16 protein-coding genes are annotated in these 20,834 nt (G+C 70.5%); 3 read left to right on the top strand and 13 right to left on the bottom strand.

The window, feature by feature from the left end:
- Window positions 1–20 precede the first annotated feature (20 nt).
- From ACFYQ5_RS30805 to ACFYQ5_RS30860, 12 genes are read right to left on the bottom strand one after another with little or no spacing between them, the layout of a single operon-like run.
- Complete coding sequence (locus ACFYQ5_RS30805; RefSeq protein ID WP_389202294.1) at window positions 21–1,160, bottom strand: hypothetical protein; 1,140 nt, start codon at window positions 1,158–1,160, stop codon at window positions 21–23.
- The gene (locus ACFYQ5_RS30810; protein WP_389202296.1) at window positions 1,153–1,527 is read right to left on the bottom strand and encodes a hypothetical protein; all 375 of its coding nucleotides are present in this window, start codon (window positions 1,525–1,527) and stop codon (window positions 1,153–1,155) included. Before ACFYQ5_RS30810 ends, ACFYQ5_RS30805 begins: the two co-directional genes overlap by 8 nt.
- A 5-nt stretch (window positions 1,528–1,532) precedes the next feature.
- Window positions 1,533–2,219, bottom strand: a complete 687-nt coding sequence (locus ACFYQ5_RS30815) for a hypothetical protein (protein WP_389202298.1) — start codon at window positions 2,217–2,219, stop codon at window positions 1,533–1,535.
- Window positions 2,220–2,254: 35 nt separating this feature from the next.
- The gene (locus tag ACFYQ5_RS30820) at window positions 2,255–2,953 is read right to left on the bottom strand and encodes a hypothetical protein (RefSeq protein ID WP_389202299.1); all 699 of its coding nucleotides are present in this window, start codon (window positions 2,951–2,953) and stop codon (window positions 2,255–2,257) included.
- A gap of 9 nt (window positions 2,954–2,962) precedes the next feature.
- Window positions 2,963–9,763 (bottom strand): DUF4157 domain-containing protein, encoded by a 6,801-nt coding sequence (locus tag ACFYQ5_RS30825; RefSeq protein ID WP_389202300.1) that lies wholly within the window; start codon window positions 9,761–9,763, stop codon window positions 2,963–2,965.
- Window positions 9,760–10,047 (bottom strand): hypothetical protein, encoded by a 288-nt coding sequence (locus ACFYQ5_RS30830; protein WP_389202302.1) that lies wholly within the window; start codon window positions 10,045–10,047, stop codon window positions 9,760–9,762. Before ACFYQ5_RS30830 ends, ACFYQ5_RS30825 begins: the two co-directional genes overlap by 4 nt.
- Entirely contained in the window at window positions 10,038–12,086 is a 2,049-nt protein-coding gene (locus ACFYQ5_RS30835; protein ID WP_389202303.1) for an ATP-binding protein, read from the bottom strand. Before ACFYQ5_RS30835 ends, ACFYQ5_RS30830 begins: the two co-directional genes overlap by 10 nt.
- Window positions 12,087–12,116: 30 nt before the next feature.
- Window positions 12,117–12,956 carry a DUF4255 domain-containing protein gene (locus tag ACFYQ5_RS30840; protein WP_389202305.1) on the bottom strand — a complete coding sequence of 280 codons (840 nt, stop codon included), beginning with the start codon at window positions 12,954–12,956 and terminating at the stop codon, window positions 12,117–12,119.
- Window positions 12,957–12,960: 4 nt separating this feature from the next.
- Window positions 12,961–13,689 carry a hypothetical protein gene (locus ACFYQ5_RS30845; protein ID WP_389202306.1) on the bottom strand — a complete coding sequence of 243 codons (729 nt, stop codon included), beginning with the start codon at window positions 13,687–13,689 and terminating at the stop codon, window positions 12,961–12,963.
- Complete coding sequence (locus ACFYQ5_RS30850) at window positions 13,682–14,440, bottom strand: hypothetical protein (RefSeq protein ID WP_389202308.1); 759 nt, start codon at window positions 14,438–14,440, stop codon at window positions 13,682–13,684. Before ACFYQ5_RS30850 ends, ACFYQ5_RS30845 begins: the two co-directional genes overlap by 8 nt.
- Before the next feature lie 8 nt (window positions 14,441–14,448).
- On the bottom strand, window positions 14,449–14,973 hold the full coding sequence (locus tag ACFYQ5_RS30855) for a phage tail protein (protein ID WP_033300128.1): 525 nt from the start codon (window positions 14,971–14,973) through the stop codon (window positions 14,449–14,451).
- 42 nt (window positions 14,974–15,015) lie between these two features.
- Entirely contained in the window at window positions 15,016–16,866 is a 1,851-nt protein-coding gene (locus tag ACFYQ5_RS30860) for a phage tail sheath family protein (protein WP_389202310.1), read from the bottom strand.
- A gap of 577 nt (window positions 16,867–17,443) precedes the next feature.
- Between ACFYQ5_RS30860 and ACFYQ5_RS30865 the strand changes: the two genes are divergently transcribed.
- Window positions 17,444–17,914 carry a hypothetical protein gene (locus tag ACFYQ5_RS30865; protein WP_389202311.1) on the top strand — a complete coding sequence of 157 codons (471 nt, stop codon included), beginning with the start codon at window positions 17,444–17,446 and terminating at the stop codon, window positions 17,912–17,914.
- Window positions 17,915–18,172: 258 nt separating this feature from the next.
- Here ACFYQ5_RS30865 and eno read toward each other — a convergent pair whose 3' ends face one another.
- The gene (eno, locus tag ACFYQ5_RS30870) at window positions 18,173–19,474 is read right to left on the bottom strand and encodes a phosphopyruvate hydratase (protein WP_389202312.1); all 1,302 of its coding nucleotides are present in this window, start codon (window positions 19,472–19,474) and stop codon (window positions 18,173–18,175) included.
- 164 nt (window positions 19,475–19,638) lie between these two features.
- Between eno and ACFYQ5_RS30875 the strand changes: the two genes are divergently transcribed.
- Entirely contained in the window at window positions 19,639–20,061 is a 423-nt protein-coding gene (locus ACFYQ5_RS30875; protein ID WP_389202314.1) for a MarR family winged helix-turn-helix transcriptional regulator, read from the top strand.
- A gap of 217 nt (window positions 20,062–20,278) precedes the next feature.
- A complete protein-coding gene (locus ACFYQ5_RS30880; protein ID WP_389202315.1) occupies window positions 20,279–20,827 on the top strand; it encodes a TetR/AcrR family transcriptional regulator in 549 nt (182 codons plus the stop codon).
- Window positions 20,828–20,834: the final 7 nt, after the last annotated feature.

The raw sequence follows: 20,834 nt of genomic DNA on the forward strand, positions 1-20,834 counted from the left end.
CGCTTCCGCTTCCGCGGCCGTCACGGTCGTACGGTGCCGCTCCGGGCGATGAGGCCCTCGCGCGAGAGCGTGAAGTTCTGCTGGTACGAGCCGGGCCTGAGGGTGTGGGTGACGGACTTGACGAAGTAGTCGCCGTCGTACGTCACCCCGGCGCCACGGACCCCGACCAGCTCGCGCGGCCGCAGGATGTACCCGTGCCGGTTCACGTCCAGCGACCCGGACCCCGAGATGGCGTCGGCGGACAGCGCGGCCCGTGCCAGCAGCTCCGCCTGCGCCTGCGCCGACTCCTTCTTCGCCGTGCCGGACAGCGTGCGCCGCTTGAGCGCGGGGGTGGCGCGGCGGCCGAGCGGGGGGCGCAGCGGCCCGATGTCGGGCTGCGGCAGGAGCCGGCTGTCCCGGGTGGCCGGGTCCTGCACCCGGGCCTGCGGCTCCTCCCTGGCCGTCCCGTCGTACGCGAACGTCAGCTGGTCCACGGTCGAGTTGACGTCCATGTTCACGTTGAGCGCGTGCTGCCGCTGCCCGATGCGGGCCTCCGGGCCCCAGACGGCGGTGGAATGACCGGGTCGGGGTCCGGGTTCGAGGTAGAACGTGTAGCCGTTGGCGCGGGCCAGGTCGTTCACGTAGCTCAGGTCGGTGCCCGACTGGTAGTCGACCCTGAGCTGTTCGCGCGGCGGCTGCTCGATCTGTTCCTGGAAGACGCGGGCCTCGATGCCGTAGTCGGCGTACTTGGCGAGGATGCGGGCGACGCGTCCGGAGGGCCGCAGGTTCGGGTACCGGTCGGTGCGCTCCTCCAGGTCCATGAGGAGCGTCAGGTCCTCCCCGGTCACCGTGAGGGTGGAGTGGCCCGGCTGGTTGCTCGCGCCCACCTCCTGGCGCACGATCAGCCCGTCGAGCAGCACCCATGCCGTGCCCTTCACGCTCACGGAGAGGATCACCCGGGTCTTCGGGTCGAAGAACCCTTCGGGCAGCAGCCGCCGGGACAGCGCCCCCTGCTTGGTGAGGTCGAACGCCATCTGGAACCCGCTGCGTTCACCTGCGGTGGCGGTGATCTGGGCGGACAGCAGCGCCTCGGTGACCTCGGGCGGTACCGGCCGGGTCAGCCGGGGTCCCGTCTGCAGGGTGATGTGGATGGGCCCGCTCCCCACGGGCTGGTCAGACATACCGAGCTCCCGTCCCCGGGAAGCCCCCGGCATGCGGGACGGCGATGGTGCGGCCCGCCTCCTCGGTCAGCTCGTGCGGGTCCAGCACCGGATTGGCGTCGGCGATCTGCCACCACTGCCCGGGGTCACCGAAGTACCGCTGCGCGAGCAGGTCCGGCCGGTCGCCGCTGCTGACGGTGTGCGGGGCGCTCTCCTGTGCCGTTTCGTTCAGCGGCGGCAGCAAGCGCCGTTTCGCGTACCGCACTTCGGTGCCGTCGGCCATCCGGTGCACGCCGATCTCGGCGTCGTGGTACCGGCTGGAGCGGGGGTAGGGGTGGGCGCCGGGTATGGCGTCCAGCGCGTTCTCGTACGGTTCGATCTCGGCCATGTCCTTCAGCCCCTCCCCATGACGGTGTTGCCCCCGGCCAGCCCCAGCGAACCGAGCCCGCCGCCGCGCGCGGCCCTGGCGAGCTGCTCCTTCTGCGCGAGATGCGCCATGTACAGATCGGCCCCGCGGTGCCCGGCGGGCAGGTCGCTGACGCTGAGCACCTTCATGCCGATGCTGAGGCTCGCCCGGATCGGATTCAGGTTCACGTCGAACGCCGACTCGTTGATGGACAGTTCGGTGAGCCGCACGGGCATGACGCGCTTGCTTCCCCAGGTGAAGAGGGTGAGCGGCATCTCGATCGGGCTGATCTCGATGGTCCCCTTCTTGGCGAGCCGGCTCGCTTCGCGCAGCTGGGCGGTGGTCGGGTGCACGAGCATTTCGAGGGTGGCCAGCTCGGGGTGGATCCCGTCGGGGGCGGCGACCTCGAACTGATCGGTGGCGTCGATCTCGGCGGTGAACTTCCAGGTCTCCTCGGCGGGCCCCTTGAGCCGGAGGGCCTCGTTCCTGTCGCCGGACCCACTGCCGCCTCCGCCGGAGTCGCCGCTCCCGCCGGCGGACTGGGGGGCGAGGCTGCGTTCCAGGGTGTCGGGGTTGAACTGGAGGACGATGATGCGCTGGGGGGTGCCGCGTTCGGGGTCGACCACGACGATGCCGGAGCGGATGGGTTTGGGTATGTCTGCGTAACGGGTCATGGGTTCCTGTCCGTGTGTCCGTGTGTCCGTCCGGCTCAGCGGAGGCGCTCGGCGAGTCGCGCTCCGAGCGGCTCGTAGTCGTGCGCGGGAAACAAGTCGGGGAAGACGGCGAGCATCTCGGTGAGGAACTCCGTGGTCACCGCGTGGTCGTCGTCGGCCAAGGAGACGTCGGTGAACAGGTACTGCCAGCCGAAGGTGCCCTTGGTGACGCGTAGCGCTTCGAGGTAGCCACAGAGGTCGATATCCATCCGATGGATTCCGAGCTCACCGTCACTGAACCAGATCTCAGGATTGTGCACGCCCCCTTGCACGATCCTGAGGGAGGAGACGGACCCCACCCCGGTCATGGGTGTTCCGTCGAAGTCGCGGAGTTCGGAGAGCAGTTCCAGCTGCTTCGGTGACGGGTCGGGGTAACGTTCGACGGGCGCCCGCTTCCGGATCGCCCACACCAGGGGCGAGAGGCTGAATTCCCCGGCGAAAATCGGGTCTGATTCCTCTTCACCGAACCCCCAGCAGGCGCCCAGGTCGTCGAAGCGCAGGAAACACCCCTGAAGGACCGGGTCGAGCAGCACTCCGTCCTGTTGAGCGAGCTCGTCGAAGGCACTGCGCGCATCCGCCGGCTCCACGAACGGGCCCTGATGATCCCTGGTCACATGAAGGTCGGGGTCGGAGCAGTTCCGCAGCTCTTCGAATACGTCCAGCCAGCAATGCTCGTACTGATTCGGTTCCGTCATCTCTGCCTCTCAAAAACTGATCTTGTTACGCGCGGCCCTCAGCTTCGCGATGTCCTTGCGCAGCCGACTCGATACCGCGCCGCCACCTCGCCCTGCGCCACCCAGCAGACCCGAGATGATGTCGTCGACGCTGTTGTATTGATGGCCTGCGGTATCCAGCATGTCCGCGATATCCTTCGCGGTCGCCTCGGACACCCGGGTCACCATCCTGATCGTCGCGGCATTCGCTTCGCGTATCTGGAACCCGACGGGAATTTGAGGCGCCGGGAAATTGTCCTTCCACGTGTCGTACGCGCTCTGTTCCTTCCACCGGCCCCCGGTCGGCTTGTAGAGGCCCCACTGCACGCTGACTCGCCGAGGGAATCCCGGGAACTGGCCTCGGTACTGGATCGCCACCTTGTACCAGACCATCTTTTCCGGGTTCGGCCACCCGGGCTTCGTGGCGACCTTGTGGCCGATGGCCCGCTGTGCCGGGTGCTCGATGGACACTCCCGCCTGGGTATTGATCTTTCCCGGCGCTGGAACCAGGTTCGACGTGGAGGCATGACCACCGAGCCGCTTCGGAAGCATGTGCATACGCACCCAGTAGTCCTTCCGCTCCTGCAGGCCACCCGGAAGGTTCTTCAGCTCCGCCCATCCCACAGGAGAGGCGTTGGGCCGCTGCTTGGTATCCGTGCCGTCCGACTTCTTGTTGACGTACGACGCCTTGAAATCGAAGGCCATGGGCCCGTCGGAGAACGGTGGGAGGATGGGCGCGGGAAGGGGAGGTTCCTTCTCGCCGGCATTGCGCTGTTCCAGCAGTTCCGCCAAATGCTCCATGACATCTCTCAGCCGCTCGATGCGGCGCTGGAATGCCACGTCACCCAGGGTGCCCTCCGTGATTCCACGCCGGTTCCGGGGCTTCGGCAGGGCGTTCTGCATGGTTTCCACCCTGACGCTCTGGCGGCGGGCCGCGCCGATCAGCTCGGCCATCCGGTCCGCGAGATCGTTCTGGCCGTTGGCCCTCAGCTCCTGGATCTCGCTCTCCCAGTCCCCGAAGTACCCCGCCATGTTCTGCACGGCACTGCGGACGGCCAGGTCGGCGCTCCTGCCGCGGCCGTCGAACTGCAGGGTGTGCTTCTCGCTGTCCTTGGTCCTGAACTCGACCTTCGGCAGGTCGAAGTCCGTGATGCCGTTGGACTCCCGCTGCCTGTCCTCGTTCCGCCTCCGGTCCCTGTGCTCGTTCCGCCTCCGGTCCGTGCCTCGGTCCCGGTCGTTCCGGCGCCGCCACTGGTCCCGCAACCTGCGCAGGCGATCGTTCAGACGGTTGCCGATCTTGCGGCGGGCCTTGCCGAAGACCTTGCCGACGGCGCGGCGGGCCCTGTTGACGGCCGACTTGACAGTCTGGCGCGCGCGTCGGACGCGGTTGCCGGGGCGGCGGTCCTTGTCGTGGTCCCGGTCGGTGTCCCGCCGGCGGTCGTCGGCACGCCTGTCCTGCGGGCGACGGTCGTCGGACCGGCGCCTGTCCTCCGTACGGCGCCGGTCGTCCCGGCGCCTGTCGCCCGGGCGGTCCCGCCCGGGGCCATGACCGTCCCCACGGTCCGTGTCGTGCCGACGGCGCTCCGGCGCACCGGCGACGTCCTTGTCGTTGCGTGTGCGCTGCTCCGCGTCCCGCATCCGCTTCCGCGCGGCGTTGACCTCACGGCCGTCCTCGCGACGTCGCTCGTCGTCACGGCGCTTCTTCGGGCGAGTGGTGTGCGAGGGGCGCGATTTCCGCTCCGGGGAGGAACGCTTGCCGGGCCGCGGCCTGGACGGCGGACGGGACGTCCTGTCGGAGGAGGGTTTACGCGCGGCAGGGCGGTCGTCCGAGCGGTCCGACGGGCGGCCGGCCGGCCGGTCCGGGTCCGGTGACCGGTCGTCGTTCGCCGAGGCGGGGTCCTTCGGCTTTCCCGGCGCGTCCGGCGGCGTCGGGGCGTCGGATCCGTCCGGGGCGCCCTTCTTCTTACGGAGGTTCTTCAGCATGTCACCGAGCTTCTCGGCCACCTTGCCCATGAACTTGCCGACGCCCTCGATCAGGAACTCGTAGATCAACTCCAGCAGCGCGACCACACCAGCGGCCACCGCCTTCGCGAACGGCTGGGCGCCGTTGCCGCTCTTGACCGACTTCAGGAAGTCCATGAACAGGCCGAAAGCGGCGAGGATCTCGCTCAGCGCTCCCCATGCCGTCTTCAGGGCGTCGATGATCGCCATGACCCAACCGGCACCGGGGATCAGCTTCGCGACGACCTTCTCCACCACGAGCACACCGATGATGACGGGGAGTTGAGGCAGTGCCTCGTCCCACGCCATCTGAGCCATCTGCTCGACGGTCACCCCGCCGGAGATCAGCTCCTGGAACTGGTCCATCGGGATCCCGATGATCTCCTGGACCTTCTGGTTGAACCAGGCCTTGACCGCGCTCGTGACCTCGTTGAACAGGTGGTCCCTGGCACCGGTGTCCGCGGCGGCACCGGCCTTGCTGATCCAGTCGCCGGGGTCGGAGACGATGTCGTTGAAGATGGCCGCCCACTCGCCGAGGCCCTCCACCACAGCGGCACCGAACTCCAGCGCCCCGACGGCTGCGGTCTCGGCGACCTCCACGGCCGCCAGCATGCCGGTCTCCAGGACGTCGAGCCCGGCGAGCAGCGCCCCGCACAGACCGTCGAGCAGTTTCCCCGCTACTTCCTTGAGCCCGTCCGCGAACTGGTTGACCTTCTCGACGGCCCAGTCGCGCGCACCATCGATGGTGCTGCGCCACTTGTCGCGCATCGCCGGGTAGTCGGCGAGGAGTTCGTCACCGAGTGCGATCAACACGTCGGCGAATTTGTTGATCTTGTCGATCACCCAGTTGCGCGCGTCGTCGATGAGCTTGAAGACCTGCTGCTTGAACTTGTCGATGAGGTCGGTGACGATCTGCCGCGCCTTCTCGAAGACGCTCTTGATGGCGTTCTTGAGATCCTCGAAGAACTGCTTCAGCTTCTCGATGGCGTCTTCGAGCCAGTTGTCGGCGTCGCCCTTGCCCTCCTCCTGCTTCTTCTCCGCGTCCTTCTCGGCGTTGGCCTGCTCGTCCGTGATCTTCTTGTTGTCGTCCTCGGTGCGCTTGTCGACGTCCTTGTCGGTCTCCTCCTCCTTGCCCTTGATGTCCTTGCGGACCTCGTCGTACTTCTTGCCCTTCTTGCCGTCGATCTCCGAGGTCTTGTCGTCCTGCTCCTTGCGCCACGCGTCGCGGGAGCCGGAGATGTCGGAGCGACCCTTGTCACGGGCGTCGGCCTGCTTCTTGCTGCTGGCGTCGACCTCGCGCTTGAGGTCCTTGTCGTGCTTCTGCCGGTCGTCCTGCGCCTTGCCGTCCTTGTTCTCGCGCTCCTGCGACATCTTCTGCCGGCCCTCGCCGAAGCCGGCCTGGATCTGCGGACCGCGGTCGTGCTCGGCCACGACGGACGCGGACTCGACCGGCACCCCGCCACCGGGCATCGTGCGACCGGCACCCTTGGTGTTCTTGCCGTTGCCGCCGGGAACCTTGCCGGTCAGTGTCTCCTTGGGAACGTCCGGATAGATCTGGTCCTCACCCATCGGGCGAGCCGCGTCCGCCCGCCCGGAGCGGTGCAGTTCCGTCTTCCGCTCGTCGAGATGCCTGCCCTGTTCGTCGGTGCGCCCGGGGTCCGAGTCGTTCTCCAGCGGGAGCGTCGGGGCGTCGCCCACCTTGGCGTTCTTGAGGCCCTCGTCCTTCGTCGGGAGCCCGAGGATCGAGTCGATCAGGTCGTCGAGCGGCAGAATCTCCTTCAGGAGCTTGCCGAAGAGCTGCGCGCCGATCGTGACGGCGATGTCCCACCAGCTCGGCTCAGGCACGTTCGCGCCCGGAACCTCGCCCTCCGGCTTCTGCTCACCGCCGATCTCGGGTGTCTTGCCCGCAGTGGCATCGGTCCGGGCCACCTTGGCGTTGGTGTACACCCCTGGCGCCGACGCCGTCGGGCCGCCGGGCACCGTTCGCGGGGAGCCGGACGGGCGCTGCTCCTTCGGTGGCGCCTTGCGCAGGACGGTGCGCTCCTTGTCGACCGAACGGCCGACCGCACCGTTCACTCCCTTGAGCGTGTCCAGCATCTGATGTGGCTTCAGTCCCGCCGCCGTCGCGAGCCCTGCCTCGGGTGTGGCATTCGAGACATCCGGTGCGGCGGCTTGCTTCTTGGGCTTCGCCGGGGCGGACGTGCCTGCTTTGGCGCCTCGGCCCCGTGTCGGCGCGGGAGCGGAGGACGAGCGACCGCCTCCGCCACCGGCTCCGCCGCGGCGCGCGTTCCGCGCGACCTGCCGGGCGGCCTGCCGTTTCCGGCCCGACGGCTTGGGCCGGGCGGCTGCGCCCGCCCCTCCGGAGCCCGAACCACCCTTGGTCTCAGGTGTGTTGGTCTTCGCTTCCGTGACGGACATGGGTGAGGGGCCGTTGCCCGACGCCAGTTGCGGAGCAGGACCGGAACCGGAACCGGAACCTGGTGCGGAGACCTTGTCCGGGCCGATCTCCGGTCGCGGCGATGTGGCGTTGCCGTTGCCCTCGGTGACACCCTGGTGGTCGGGGGCGGGGGTCGGCTCGGCGCCGGGAGCGCCCTGGCCGGTGCCACTGCCGCCGGCGCCCGTCGTGTCCTCGCCCTTACCGGCCGCCTCGGCGGCCCCCTTGTCCGATCCAGCCCCCTTGTCCGATCCGTTGCCCGGCTCCGTCTCGCTCTTCGCCGGGGCGGCGGCCTGCGATTCCTGTTTCGCGGTGCCTTCGGCCCGGCCGCCACTGTCCACCTTCCCACCGGCCGCCCGGGACGAGCCGGTGTCCTGGGTACGGGCGTCCTCGTCCGCCCTGGCCAGGCGCTCGGGACCAGCCGGTCCGCCGGTGTTCGGGGGCGCGTCGGCTCCCGAACCGTCGGCGGCACGGGCCTCCTCGTCCCGCCGGCGCGCCTCGGCGTCCTCGGCGCGCTGCTCCGCCCGCGTCCTGTCACCGATGCCTCCGGAAGAGTCCGCCGAGGCCGTCGTGCTCAGCCCCGACGCACCGGCCCCGGTGCCGACCGCCGTGTCCGCCCCGTCCGGCCCCAGGTCCTGCCCGGCGGACGCACCGCCGAACAGGTCCTGGCCGGCGAGCACCTGGAAGTCGTCGTTCGCCCGGGAACGGGCGGGAGGCTCCTGGTCCGGGATCTCGGCCGGAGCCGCCTCCGGCCCGGCGTCCGGGGACGGAAGAACGGGACGAGAGGTGGTGCCCTTCCGCCGCTCCTCGACGATGCCCGGGTTCTTCGCGGCATCCGTACGGCCCACGAGGTCGATGTCGGGGACGGCCTCGTTGCCGCGGTCGGCAGACGTGTCCGCGTCGGCGGCCGAATCCTGCTCCGAGGGCTCCGCGTCCAGCCCCAACGGCTCGTCGTCCGTGTCCTGTTCGTTCTCCCGGTCGCCCACCGAGCGGAACGGGGAGGTGTCACCACCGGACCGGCGCTTCTCGCCGGGCTCGGCGCCGCTCCTGTCGACGGGCGACGGGGCGGCAGCGATGTTCCCGGCGACCGCCGGGCCCTCGCCCTCACCTGCCCGCTGCTCTCCCGCCTGCCGCTCCGGCTCCTGCGGCGCCTCCTCCTGGCCCCCGGCCTCCTCCCGCTCCTCCTCAGCGGCCTGGTCGTCCTTCTTCGCCCCGTCCTTCTTCGCGTCGTCGTCCTGGGCCTTCTGCTCCTCGTCCTGGGCGGACGCGTTCCTGTCCTCTCGCACGGAGGCATCTCTGTCCCCCTGCTGGGACTGCGACCGGTCCTCCTGTCGCGCCCCGGCCTCCTCCTCGTCCTGCGACGCCACCTCTTCCGGGGACGTGCCGCCCACCCCGTCGCCCTCGGTGCCGGGCCGCCTGCCGCCGTCCTCGCCGGGCTCCTCCTGCTCGCCCTCGGGCGCGCCTCCGGTGCCCTTCCGCCGTTCGCGGGCGTCCGGCAGCTCGTCGGTGGAATCGCCGCGCCGACGTTCCTCCGCGATCTCCTCACCCGCTCCGGGTAGAGCCACCGGCGCGGCCGCGGCATCCAGCGGCAGCGGCCCGGCCGCCTCGGTCTCCTCGACGAGGTCCAGCACCCGGTCGAGGACGGGCACCGGCAGCCGTACCTCCAGTCGGTCCAGGACTAGGTCCTGCACCTGCGGTGCCAGCCGTGCCAGTTGGAGCCGTACCCGGCCCGATCGGTCCTCCGGGTCGCCACGCAGGGATCGCAGGACGTCGTTCGCGACGCGGTCGATCAAGGTCGCGGGGTCCAGCTCCTCCACCCGGCGGCGATCCGCGTCCACGGTCGCGTACCGCAGCCAGCCGGGTGTGGACCCGTTCGGAGCGATCTCCGGCGCGGGCTTCCCGTCCCGTACGGCCTCCTGCGCCGCCGACTCCGCCTCGCGCTCCATCGCCTGCTGCGGCAGGCTCACCGCGCCCAGGTCCCGGCCCGCGCGCAGCGCGCCGAGCCCGTGCGGATTCTGCACCGTGTGCAGCAGCTCGTGGGCCAGCAGCCGCTGACCGTCCTGCGTGCCGGGACGGTACGCGCCCTCCCGGAAGAAGATGTCCTGGCCGACCGCGACCGCGTCCGCGCCGAGCATCTCGGTGAGCGCACCCGCGTCCGGGTCGGTGTGCAGCCGTACGCGGCTGAAGTCGTGCCCGAGCTGCTCCTCCAGCTCCCGCCGTACGCTCAGGTCGAGCGGCTGGCCCGCGCCGCTGACGATGTTCTTCGGTTCGGGCGCCCGGGACGCGGCTCGTTCCTTGCGTTTACGGCGCTTGCCGGCCTGGTCGGACCGCGTCTCCTGCGAGTGGGACGTGCTCATCGCGTCACCTCGCCCTCGCCCGAAAGGCCCGTGTGCACCGCGCGCGCCAGCTCCTGGCCGAGGCACCGCGCGGACAGGTTCGCGGGCAGCGGGGGAAGTCCTGCCAGGGCGTCCAGCGCCTGTCCGCCGTCGGCGGCGAGCGGGACGCCCCGTTCCCTTACGAGCCGGCCCAGCTCCGCCTGGAACGCCTCCGACACGCGTTCCGGGTCCACCCGGCCGAACCCGTCGAGCACCAGCTCGCCGATGTCCACGCGTATGGTGCGCTGCTGCTCGTTCAGACCCATCCGTGCACCTCCGACGGCGTCAGGGAACGGTCGAGCTTCAGGTACTCGGTGCGGGCGGCCTCCAGCATGTGGCGCATCTGGAGCCGGTCGCCCTCCTCCGCCGCGAGGAACGCACCGGAGAGCGCGATGTTGCGGATGGAACCGCCCGCCACGGTCAGGCGCGCCAGCAGAGCGGGGTCGACGCCCTTCATCGGCGCACGCGCGGGCAGCACACGGCGCCAGATCTCGGCCCGCTCGCTCTCACCCGGGAACGGGAAGTCGACGACGAAGCGGATACGGCGCATGAACGCCGTGTCCAGCGCCTGCTTCATGTTCGTCGTGAGGATCGCCAGGCCCCGGTACGCCTCCATCCGCATCAGCAGGTAGCTGACTTCGAGGTTGGCGTAGCGGTCGTGGGAGTCCTTGACCTCGCTGCGCTTGCCGAACAGGGCGTCGGCCTCGTCGAACAGCAGCAGCGCCCCGCCCTGCTCGGCGGCGTCGAACACCTTGCGCAGGTTCTTCTCGGTCTCACCAATGTATTTGCTGACCACCTGGGAGAGGTCGATGATGAACAGGTCCAGGCCCAGTTCCTTGGCCATCACCTCGGCGGCGAGGGTCTTGCCGGTGCCGGAGCCGCCCGCGAAGAGCGCGGTGACGCCCAGCCCCCGGCGCAGCGTCTCGGCGAAGCCCCACTCCTGGTACACGGTCGGCCGCTGCCGCACATGCGCGGTGATCTCGCGCAGGACCCGCACCTGCCGCTCCGCCAGCACCAGATCGCCCCAGGTCGCCTGCGGTTCGATCCGGCGGCCCAGCTCGTCCATGCCCATCCGGGCCTCGGTGAGCCCCGCCTGCCAGGCCAGGCCGGTCGCGTCCCGCTCGTCCTCGCCGTGCAGGTCCCTGGCCACGGCGGCTCCCGCAGCGCGGACCAGATGGGGAGGCAGCGAGAACTGGGCCACGAGGTCGCGGAGGTCACCCTCCGACACGTCGGGCACATCGGCGAACGCGTCGGTCCACACCCCGAGCTGCTCGTCGGCGTCCAGCGGCGGGACCACCACACGCTCACCGCGGGGGCGTGCCGTCCGACGCGGATCGGCACTCGACACGACCAGTGGCACGGCGGCGCTCTCCACGAACGCATCGGTGGCGGCGCCCTGTTCGCGGTCCAGGTCACCGACCTCGACCAGCAGGGCGGCGGGCAGCAGAACCGCTTCGCGTTGCCACAGCCGTGCCAACAGGTCGCGTCGGTCCGGTGCGGCCGGGAGATCGGCGGCCGACATCTCGTAGAGGCCGAGACCCGAGCGGCGGGCCGCGACCGCGGCGATGTCCGCGCGGGTACGGAGATCGCCTCCGACCAGCTCGACCCGGAGCGGCGCGCCGCGCCCGGTCCCCGCCCACCCGGCCGCGACCCGGCTCGCCACCAGGTCGTAGGAGGCGGGCAGCGAGTCCGGGGTGGTGGTCCGGCGGAGCAGGCCGTGCAGTCGTGCGTCCAGGTAGGGCGAGCCCGCCAGGAAGTGCAGGATCCGTTCGTCGAGCCGGAGCCGGGACGTGGTCAGCCGGGTCTCGTCGTCGAGCTCGACGATGCGCCAGCGCCGCAACGGGGCGACGGGCGTGAGAGCGCTCCAGTGCGGATCGACGAGCGCGGCGAGGGCGAGCGAGAAGGTGGGGTACGTACGCTCCGGATCCCCGCAGGCCGTGGCGCAACGGGCAGCCGTGGTGGGGTCCAGCTCGGCCGCGGCGGCCAGCAGGACGATCTCGCGCTCGAACGGGCTGAGCCCGAAGCAGGCGACCAGGGCGTCGAGGGCAACGGAACCGGGGGGTGCTGCCAAGGCACCGCGGGCGGTGTCGGCGTCGGGCGTGTCGTCGGACAGGGCGACGGCGTCCGTGCCCAGGTCTCCGCTCCGTGTGGGCTGCGCGGCCCCGGCCGGACCCGAGCCGTGTGCGGCGCGTCCGGCGTGGGAGTCGACGCGGGCGAGCACGGCGCGGACGGCCGCCAGGAGCGCCCGTCCCTGCGCTTCCGTGTCGCGGTCCTCGCCGCGACCGGCTCCTTCGTACGCACCCATGCCCTCGCCCCCCGTGTTCCGCACTCCGGCTCAGCCCTTGTCGTCCGGCGTCGGTGTGTCGCTCTCGGCCGTCCTGCGGGGACGTGGCGGAGCCGTTCGCCTGGTGGCGGACTTGGTGGACCTGGCGGGGGCCTTGGCCGCGGCGGTCTTCTTCGCGGGGGCCTTTCGGGTGGGAGGCACGTCGGCGGGAGGGACGGGAGCCTCGGAATACCCGTCCGCCTCGTCCGCGCCAGGCAGCACCGGCGGCACAGGCGCCCCCGGTGCCCCGAACGGCACTGCCCGTACCGTGCGTTGCTCCACCGGCTTCGCCGGGACCGGCTTCTCGCGGCCCTCGATCACCACCAGAGACGCCTGATAGGCCACCGACAGGGTGTAGGGCGTCTGGTGCAGCATCCCCCAGAGCTTGGACGTCTCGTCGACGTCCATGACCGTCGGCGTGAAGCGGACCTTCTGCAGCGAGTCCGCCAGGTCACTGCCCGCCAGATACGGCCGGTCGGCGGCCAGTTCGATCAGTTCCCGCGGCAGCACCGGGATCTCGTGCAGTGTCCGGATCACGCAGCCCAGCAGCCGCTGCCCGACCAGCTCCGCCTCCTCCCCGTACGCGCTGATCACGTAGTGCAGGTCCAGCGGTGCGGCCGCCCGGTTGCGCAGGGTGCCGTCGGCGGCGCGCGTCGGCAGGTCGTTGTTGCGCATCGCGGCGTTCGGGGTCACCTGGTAGAGGAACACCGTGATGGTCGGCTCGCTCGGCGGCTCCGACGGCGGCTTACGGGTCTCCACCTTGACCGCGATGTCCATCTCGGGTCCCAGGTTGCTCTCGATCAGCAGGGCGAGCGCCTGGGTGACCGTGGCGACGGCGAGTGCGTTGCTCATGTCGTCAGCTCCTCTTCCCGCCACGTGACAGGTAGTCGTCCAGCGTCAGTACGGGAGCGGGCCGGCCGGTCCGCTGTGCGGGGCGACCGGCCGGTGCGGCGTTCGCGCCGGGCGGCGGCGCCGCGCTGACCTCCAGCCGGCCGATCTGTACGTGCACGACACGTTCGGCCGGGCGCGGTGCGCGCCGCCCCACCGAGCCGAGCGCCGCACCCCGCGCAGCGGTGGAGTCGGAGCCGCGCGGCACGGCGAGCGCTGCCGCACGCGCCGGTGCGGCTGTCGTGCGTACCGGTGCTGCCGGCACGGCGGGCGCCACCGCCGGCTCGTCCGGAGCGGACGGCCGCCCCCGGCGTGCCGTGCGCGCGCCTTCCGCCCCACCGGGCCGGGTCTTGGGTGCCGGGGCCGCCGAAGGCCGCAGCAGGGGTGCCGGGGCCGCCGGCCGAACCGGCTGGCCCGTCTCGCCCGGTTGCGGGACGCGCTCGGTGCGCACCACGGTGTGCCGCTCCGTACGCACCTCCCGGTCCGGCCGCACCGGCTGGGGCAGATCCCGGTCGGCCCTCGGAGCGGAAGGGATCAGCGCGGCCGGTTCGTCCGGCTCGGGCGGGCCGTACCGCAGCGCCTCGGCCCGCTCGAACGGGCCGGACAGCCGCGGCCGTACCCGCACCCGTGCGCCGGTGTCGTCGGCCGCGGCCACCGGCGTGTACCGGGCGAGCAGCCGGTCGAAGTAGTCAGGCATCGGTGCACAGCTCCAGGTAGTAACGACGCCGAATGGGGCTGAGCGCCAGGATGTCGGGCTCGCTCCACCCGTAGGCGGTGGCGAGCAGATGGACATCGAGGAGCAAGTCCCGCGCCCAGTTGTCCAGTTCGGTCCACAGGTAGGAGGTGATGTCCAGCTCGGCCGAGGTGGCCTCACCGCATTCGGGGCACGCCACGTTCAGCGTCACCTCGGCCGCCGGGTCGGCCTCGGCGGCCTTCTCGGCGATGAGCCGTTCCACCCGTTCGGGCAGCAGGGCGGCAAGCCGCTCCGCGGCGACGGCCTCGCCGCCCCGCAGTGCCCGGACCGTGCAGTCCGTCACCAGTCGTCGGCGTGCGCCGGCGGGCGAGGCCTCCGTACCGGCCGCCGCGAGGTCGGCGACGGTGGGCAGCCGGAACTCGACCACCCAGTCGTCCTCCGCGACTCGCAGCAGCCGGTCCACCGCCGCAGGGCGGGCGCCCAGCGCGCCGGCGTCGAGGTCGAACTCCATGGCCTCGCCGCAGGCACCGCACTCGGTCCGCACCTGCATCCGCTCGCCGAAGAGCGACCTGCGCAGCGCGAACAGATCGGCTTCCCGCTCACCGACCGGCACCGACAGCAACACGTCGGTACGGGCCCCCGGGCAGGCCGCCCGGTGCAGCAGCAGCGATCTCTCCGCCGCGCCAAGAGGCAGCCCGGTCTCCCAGGCGGCCAGCAGCTCGGCGGGCCCTACCGGAGCCGTCCCTGGTGTCACGACGACGTTCAGGCCGGGTGGGTGAAGGACGGCTCGACCGGTTCCGGGATCTCGTAGTCGCGTTCCCAGCCCTCGCACTCCAGCTTCACGCTCTGGATGGCGACGGCGTTGGCGTTCGCGTCGAGCTCGCCGATGACCTGGTACTCGCTGACCCAGGCCCGGTAGAGCTTGTGCGAGACGGCCACCTGCCCGGCTTCGTTGAGCACCTGGATGATGATGTCCTTGCGGAAGTCCCGGAGCGAGACCTCCGAACCGAGCCCGGCGCCCACCTGCCAGACCTTGTTGGCCCAGCGGTCGAATTCGGGATCATGGGTGACACCGCGTTCGAGCGTGACGCCTTCGAACTCGGAGCGGCCCGGCGATTTGCGCGGTGAGCTGGGATCGCCGCCGTGGCGGTGTTTGACCACCTCGGTGGTGCGCTTCAGGGGACTGATCTTGCTGATGCCCGCGACCGTTCGACCGTCCCAGAGGACCAGGAACTTGAAATTCTTGTAGGGGTCGAAGCGATGGGCGTTTATCTGGAACTCAGCCATCGGTTTCCTTCGTGTTCCTTTTCCTTGACTACGAGACGTCGGCTACGAGAGGTCGAACTGCCCGGCGAACTGCTGGATCTTGACGATCACGAACTCCGCGGGCTTGACCGGGGCGATACCGATCACGACGTTGACCACTCCGCGTTCGATGTCGGCGTCGGTGGTGGTGTCCCTGTCGCATTTCACGAAGTACGCCTCGCGCGGTGTGCCGCCCTTGAACGCGCCCTGCCGGAAGAGGTCGTTGAGGTAGGCCGACGCCTTGAGCCGGATCTGCTGCCACAGCTGCTCGTCGTTGGGTTCGAAGACGACCCACTGCAGACCGCGGTAGAGGCTCTCCTCGACGTGCAGCGCGAGCCGTCGCACCGGTACGTACTTCCACTCGCTGTCGAGCGCGTCCGCGCCCTGCAACGTGCGGGCGCCCCAGACCAGCGGCCCCACCACGGGGAAGGTGCGCAGGCAGTTCACGCCCAGCGGGTTGAGCAGCCCGTTCTCCCGGTCGGTCAGCTTGACCGTCAGTGACCGGACTCCGGCGAGGCGTGCCTCGGTCCCGGCCGGCGCCTTCCACACCCCGCGCTCACCGTCGGTACGGGCGATCACCCCGGCGACGGCACCCGACGGCGGGAAGGAACGCAGCCTGCCGGTCAGCGGGTCGGTCAGCTGCAGATGCGGGAAGTACAGCCCCGCGTGGTTGCTGCGGACGGGTTCGAACGCACCGATCCCGGCCCGCGCGGCGTCGACGCTGCCCCAGGTCGAGGGCGAGTCGACGAGCAGGAAGATCCGCCGTTCCTGGCAGAGCTGCTCGGCCGCCGACAGGACGGTGACCATGTCCTCGGTGGACTCGTACGCCGACAGCTCCGGCAGGGCCAGCAGGTTGACGTCGTCCACGTCACGCAGCGACTGGAGACCGGTCTTGGCCCCCTCGCTGCCGATGAGGTCGCGCGGGCCGGGCGGGTCGCCGTCCTTGCCGCCCTCCAGCGGGAAGACGGGCGGGTTGACCGAGGACTCGAGTCCCAGGTCGTTGGCGCACTCGCCGACGAAGCGGACCACGTCGTCCGGATCGACGGACCCGGCGACGACCTGGAGCCGCCGGCCGAAGGCGGTGACCTCGGCCCCGGCGAAGGCGTGCTTCCCAGGGGCGTCGGGCAGCGCGCGCAGCTTGCGCTCCAGCAGGAGGGCCAGCTCGGTGACGTTGCTCGGTGGTTCACCGTCGCGGTCGGGCTCGAAGAGCGTGAACTCGCGCTCCACATCGCCGATCTTGACCTTCAGCTCGACTTCCAGGCCGGGCAGATCCGCCGAGAAGGGTTTGGAGACCGTGCCGGACGGGTCCGGGCGGTCCTCGTCGAGGGCCTTCACCCGGACCAGGGAGGAACCCGCGTTGACGACCGTCTCGACGAAGCGGCCGTGGCCGGCGTCCATGGACAGTCCGGTGAAGGACTCCCGGGCACCACCTCGGGCGTCGAGTATCCGGAGGTTGAACGTCCTGTCCGGCGCCGGGGTGTCGTGGTCCACGGCCACCCGCAGGCCCGAGCCCCATACCCCGGGCTCCTTCGCGTGCACCTCCAGTACCGGGCACTCGCTGCGCCCCTCCGTGGAACGGAGGGTGACACAGGCGTCCTCACCCGTGCCGGCCTTGGCCACCCGGACGATCACCGCGAGCGTGCCGCCGTTGCCGAAGAACTGGTGCACCGCGTAGCTGAGGGCGCTCTGCGAGGTGAGTCCGCCGAACCGGCGCTCGAAGTCCGCGAAGCTGGTGATCCGTACCGGTTGGTTGAGCGGGCCCCGGCGCGTGTGCCCCACGAACGCGGTCACCGACGTGGTGACCGAGGCGATCGTACGGACGCTGCTGGGAAGTTCTTCGATGTATACACCGGGATAGCCCATGTGCGTCGGCATTCCCCCTCCATTCCCTTCGCGCACCAAGAGATGAGAGGAGAGGTGAAGGAAATGTGCGCATGCGTCGAATCCCGCACGCACCGATCCCCCGCGTGTATCCCCCGTCGTTCACCCCGTGCGATATCTGGTCTCGCAGGGCCATCCGCATCCGTGTGCGCTCGTGGCTCCTGATGCATGAGTGCCTGTTGCGAGTGTGTATCGCGCCACGAGAACCGGTCAAGACGTCGATTCGGTCATCCGGCACCGGTGGCTGGCCGGATCGGAAATTAATGATGTGACGTGGTCAGAGGACTTTCCTATCAGCGTATGAAGATTCAATTCACCGTCGCTTCACACAAAACCCGGAGTCCATGAGCAGAACAAGCCGAATTGGCTCGATGGCGGCGCGCCGCCGTGCGCCCGAACACGAGGAGTGGCAACTCGGTTCACTTTCCGTACGGACTGTCACACTCGGGGCATATGGGGATCCGGCCGGGCGCACGGCCGGCACCGGAGCCGCGGGGGCGGAGCGGCAGGTACCGTAGGGAGGACGATTTCGTGGGCCTCCTGGCGGGCTGCGTACACCCAGGAGGAAGACATGACGACGAACCGTGGGCGCAAGGACGTGATCCGGGACCGGATGGCCGCGACCGGCGAGTCGTACAACGTCGCCGCGCGGAACCTGAAGGCGATGAAGGACATGGGCGCCACCCGGGACGCCCGGCTCGTCCAGCGCTGGGAGCCCGCGGACTCGCTGGATGTGCCCTGCCCCTGCGGCGGTACGTGCGAGCCCGGCGAGACCTGTGACCGCTGCCATGCCCGGCACCGGCACGTGAAGCGCTACCCGGGCAGCGTCACGGACGTGGAGACCTGGGCGGACCGCTACGAGTGCATGGGCTGCTCGGCCTCGTACACACTGACCGTTCACCTGGCTGGACGCCCCTGGGGTGTGGCCGAGACCGTGGTCCAGGGCGGTGCGGCCGAGGAGATCGTGCGGGCCCGGGTGTTCCCCGGGGTGGTGCACCCGCTGCTGCGGGCCGAGGCGGGCGCGGAGCCCGGCCAGAGCTAGGGCGTGTTTCAGAAGTAGCGCCGTCCGCCCGGAGGGCTGGGCTGGCGGCGTCTGGTGCGTGCGATCGCAAGGCGGAGGGTGGCCCCGATACGCATGGGGGCACCTCCCAGGCGAAGCCTGGGGGAGTATCGGGGTGATCCCGACAACGCGGCGAGCGTGCGTGCCAGACGCCGCCGGACAGGCGGGACTTCCGAAACACGCCCTAGGTGTACTGACCCGTGAGGTCGGGGACGCGGCTGGGGCTGACAGCTGCGGCGATCAGGCGTGGCGCAGCACCGATCCGCCCACGTACCGCGCCGAGGCGCCCAGCTCCTCCTCGATCCTGATGAGTTGGTTGTACTTCGCCGTGCGGTCCGAGCGGGACAGCGAGCCGGTCTTGATCTGGCCGCAGCCCGTCGCTACCGCCAGGTCCGCGATCGTGGTGTCCTCCGTCTCGCCGGAACGGTGCGACATGACGACGGTCCAGCCCGCGTGGTGCGCGGTGGTGACTGCGGCCAGGGCCTCGGTCAGGGTGCCGATCTGGTTCACCTTCACCAGGACCGAGTTGCCGACGCCCGTGCGGATTCCCTCGCGCAGCAGATTCTCGTCGGTGCAGAACACGTCGTCGCCGGTGAGCTGGCAGCGGTCGCCCACGCGGGCGGTCAGCTCCCGCCAGCCGTCCAGGTCGTCCTCGGCCATCGGGTCCTCGACGGAGACGATCGGGTACGAGTCGATCAGCTTGACCAGGTGGTCCGCGTGCTCGGCGGGCGTGCGGCGCACGCCCTCGCCCGCGTACACGTACGTACCGTCCTGGAAGAACTCCGACGTCGCCGGGTCCATGGCCAGACCGATGTCCACGCCGGGGCGGTATCCGGTGCGCTCGATGGCCGCCATGACGAAGTCGAGCGCCTCCTCCGCGGTGCGCAGCGCGGGCGCGAAGCCGCCCTCGTCGCCGACGCCCGTGGGGTGCCCGGCGGCCAGCAGGTCGCGACGCAGCGTGTGGAAGACCTCAGAGCCCATGCGAACAGCTTCCGCGAAGGTCTCCGCACCCACCGGCGCGATCATGAACTCCTGGAAGTCCAGCGGGTTGTCGGCGTGAGCACCGCCGTTGATGATGTTCATCATCGGCAGCGGGAGCAGGCGGGCGTCGGCGCCGCCGAGGTGGCGGTAGAGCGGCCGGCGGTGGGCGGCAGCGGCAGCCTTGGCGGTGGCGAGGGAGATGCCGAGCAGCGCGTTGGCTCCGAGCCGGGACTTGTCGCCCGTGCCGTCGAGCGCGACGAGCGCGGCGTCCAGGCCTGCCTGGTCGTCGGCGTCGCGCCCCACAACCGCTTCCGCGATCTCGCCGTTGACGTGGGCGACCGCGCGATCGACGCCCCTGCCGTGCCAACGCCCGGGGTTCCCGTCGCGCAACTCCACGGCTTCCCGTGCACCGGTGGAGGCGCCGGACGGAACCGCGGCGCGCCCGAGGGAGCCGTCGGCGAGGAGGACATCGGCCTCGACCGTGGGGTTGCCGCGGCTGTCGAGGACCGGTCGGGCGGTGACGGACTGAATGGCGGTGGGCTCAACTGCCGTGGACACCATGGGAGTTCCTTCACATCGTGGCACGCCGCGGCCCTGCTGCGACAACGCTGGCGCGTGCCGCGACAGAGCAAACTCTACAGCGATGCTGTTCAGCGCAGCTGTACAGGTTGGCTGCGCAGGTCAGGCTGCACAGTCGCACGGGTGGGCGGGGGTTAAAGTGCCCTATGCCCACCCCGGAACCCGCCATCGTCGCCACCGAACTGCGTACCGCGATGGGTAAGCTCACTCGACGCGTGAAGCACGAGGACCGAATCCCGCTCGGCCAGGTCGCCGTGCTCGGCACGCTCGACCGCGACGGGGCCATGACCACCAGCGATCTCGCAGCCGACCAGCGCGTACGCCCTCAGTCCATGGCCCGCGCGGTCGGGCTGCTGATGGAGCAGGGCCTGGTCGTCCGCCGAGCGCACCCCACGGACGGCCGCAAGTCCCTGGTCGAGCTCTCCGCCGCGGGACGGGACGCACTCGAGGCGGAGCGGGGCCGAAGGGCCGGCTGGCTCGCCCAGGCCATCGAGACCGAACTCACCGCCGAGGAGCGGGAGGTGCTGGCGCGCAGCGCCGCCCTGATGGAGCGGCTCGCCGCACGCTAGCGAGGGCCTCTCGTCCGATTCGCGCCGGGCTCGTACACCCCGGCACCGGGCCTCGCGGCGCTGTCGTCAGGCGCCGGCGTTTCCGCGATGGCCGATGGCCGCAGATCTGGACTCCGGCGGAGTCGACCGCACGGGCGAGAGGCGGAGGTGACGGCCGTCACCAAGAACGCCTGACCGATCGGTCAGGACTGACCGATCGGTCAGCTACGGTGAACCCATGCCACGTCCGCCTTCCGCGATGCGCCGTCACATCCTCGACTCCGCCCTGCACCTCTTCGCCGAGCACGGCTTCAAGGGGACCTCGCTGCACGACATCGCCGTCGAGGCTCACTGTTCCAAGGCGTCCCTCCTGTACCACTTCACCGGCAAGGACGCGATTCTCACGGAACTGCTGGCCTCTCCGGCCGAGGCGCTGTCCGCCCTGAGTGAGGAGCTGGCGGTGCTGGACGGCGATCAGGCCGTCGAGCCGGCCGTGGCGGGTTATGTCGGCCTGGCGGTGCGTTTCCACCTGGAGATAAAGATCATCTTCGCCGCGTTGCCCGACATGCTCGGTCATCCGGTACTGGCCGTCATTCCCGAGGCGATCGACCAGCTCGCGGATGCGCTGGCCGGCCGGTCCCGACAACCGCGTGCGCGTGTCATGGCCCAGATGGTGATCGGAGGAGTGGCCGTCACGGTCGCCTCCGACGTCGACGTCGAACGGGACACCCTGCGCACCGAACTGGTTCTGGGAGCACTGAGAACCCTCGGGCATCCCACCAGCTGACAGAAGC

This window comes from Streptomyces sp. NPDC005794, from assembly GCF_042871445.1.
GTDB lineage: Bacteria > Actinomycetota > Actinomycetes > Streptomycetales > Streptomycetaceae > Streptomyces.

Bases quoted from the DNA above. Each gene is read 5' to 3' on its own strand.
- ACFYQ5_RS30825 (WP_389202300.1), bottom strand. From the start codon at position 9,763: ATGAGCACGTCCCACTCGCAGGAGACGCGGTCCGACCAGGCCGGCAAG.
- ACFYQ5_RS30830 (WP_389202302.1), bottom strand. From the start codon at position 10,047: ATGGGTCTGAACGAGCAGCAGCGCACCATACGCGTGGACATCGGCGAG.
- eno (WP_389202312.1), bottom strand. From the start codon at position 19,474: ATGGTGTCCACGGCAGTTGAGCCCACCGCCATTCAGTCCGTCACCGCC.
- ACFYQ5_RS30815 (WP_389202298.1), bottom strand. From the start codon at position 2,219: ATGACCCGTTACGCAGACATACCCAAACCCATCCGCTCCGGCATCGTC.
- ACFYQ5_RS30860 (WP_389202310.1), bottom strand. From the start codon at position 16,866: ATGCCGACGCACATGGGCTATCCCGGTGTATACATCGAAGAACTTCCC.
- ACFYQ5_RS30805 (WP_389202294.1), bottom strand. From the start codon at position 1,160: ATGTCTGACCAGCCCGTGGGGAGCGGGCCCATCCACATCACCCTGCAG.
- ACFYQ5_RS30845 (WP_389202306.1), bottom strand. From the start codon at position 13,689: ATGCCTGACTACTTCGACCGGCTGCTCGCCCGGTACACGCCGGTGGCC.
- ACFYQ5_RS30875 (WP_389202314.1), top strand. From the start codon at position 19,639: ATGCCCACCCCGGAACCCGCCATCGTCGCCACCGAACTGCGTACCGCG.
- ACFYQ5_RS30835 (WP_389202303.1), bottom strand. From the start codon at position 12,086: ATGGGTGCGTACGAAGGAGCCGGTCGCGGCGAGGACCGCGACACGGAA.
- ACFYQ5_RS30880 (WP_389202315.1), top strand. From the start codon at position 20,279: ATGCCACGTCCGCCTTCCGCGATGCGCCGTCACATCCTCGACTCCGCC.
- ACFYQ5_RS30810 (WP_389202296.1), bottom strand. From the start codon at position 1,527: ATGGCCGAGATCGAACCGTACGAGAACGCGCTGGACGCCATACCCGGC.
- ACFYQ5_RS30855 (WP_033300128.1), bottom strand. From the start codon at position 14,973: ATGGCTGAGTTCCAGATAAACGCCCATCGCTTCGACCCCTACAAGAAT.
- ACFYQ5_RS30820 (WP_389202299.1), bottom strand. From the start codon at position 2,953: ATGACGGAACCGAATCAGTACGAGCATTGCTGGCTGGACGTATTCGAA.
- ACFYQ5_RS30840 (WP_389202305.1), bottom strand. From the start codon at position 12,956: ATGAGCAACGCACTCGCCGTCGCCACGGTCACCCAGGCGCTCGCCCTG.
- ACFYQ5_RS30865 (WP_389202311.1), top strand. From the start codon at position 17,444: ATGACGACGAACCGTGGGCGCAAGGACGTGATCCGGGACCGGATGGCC.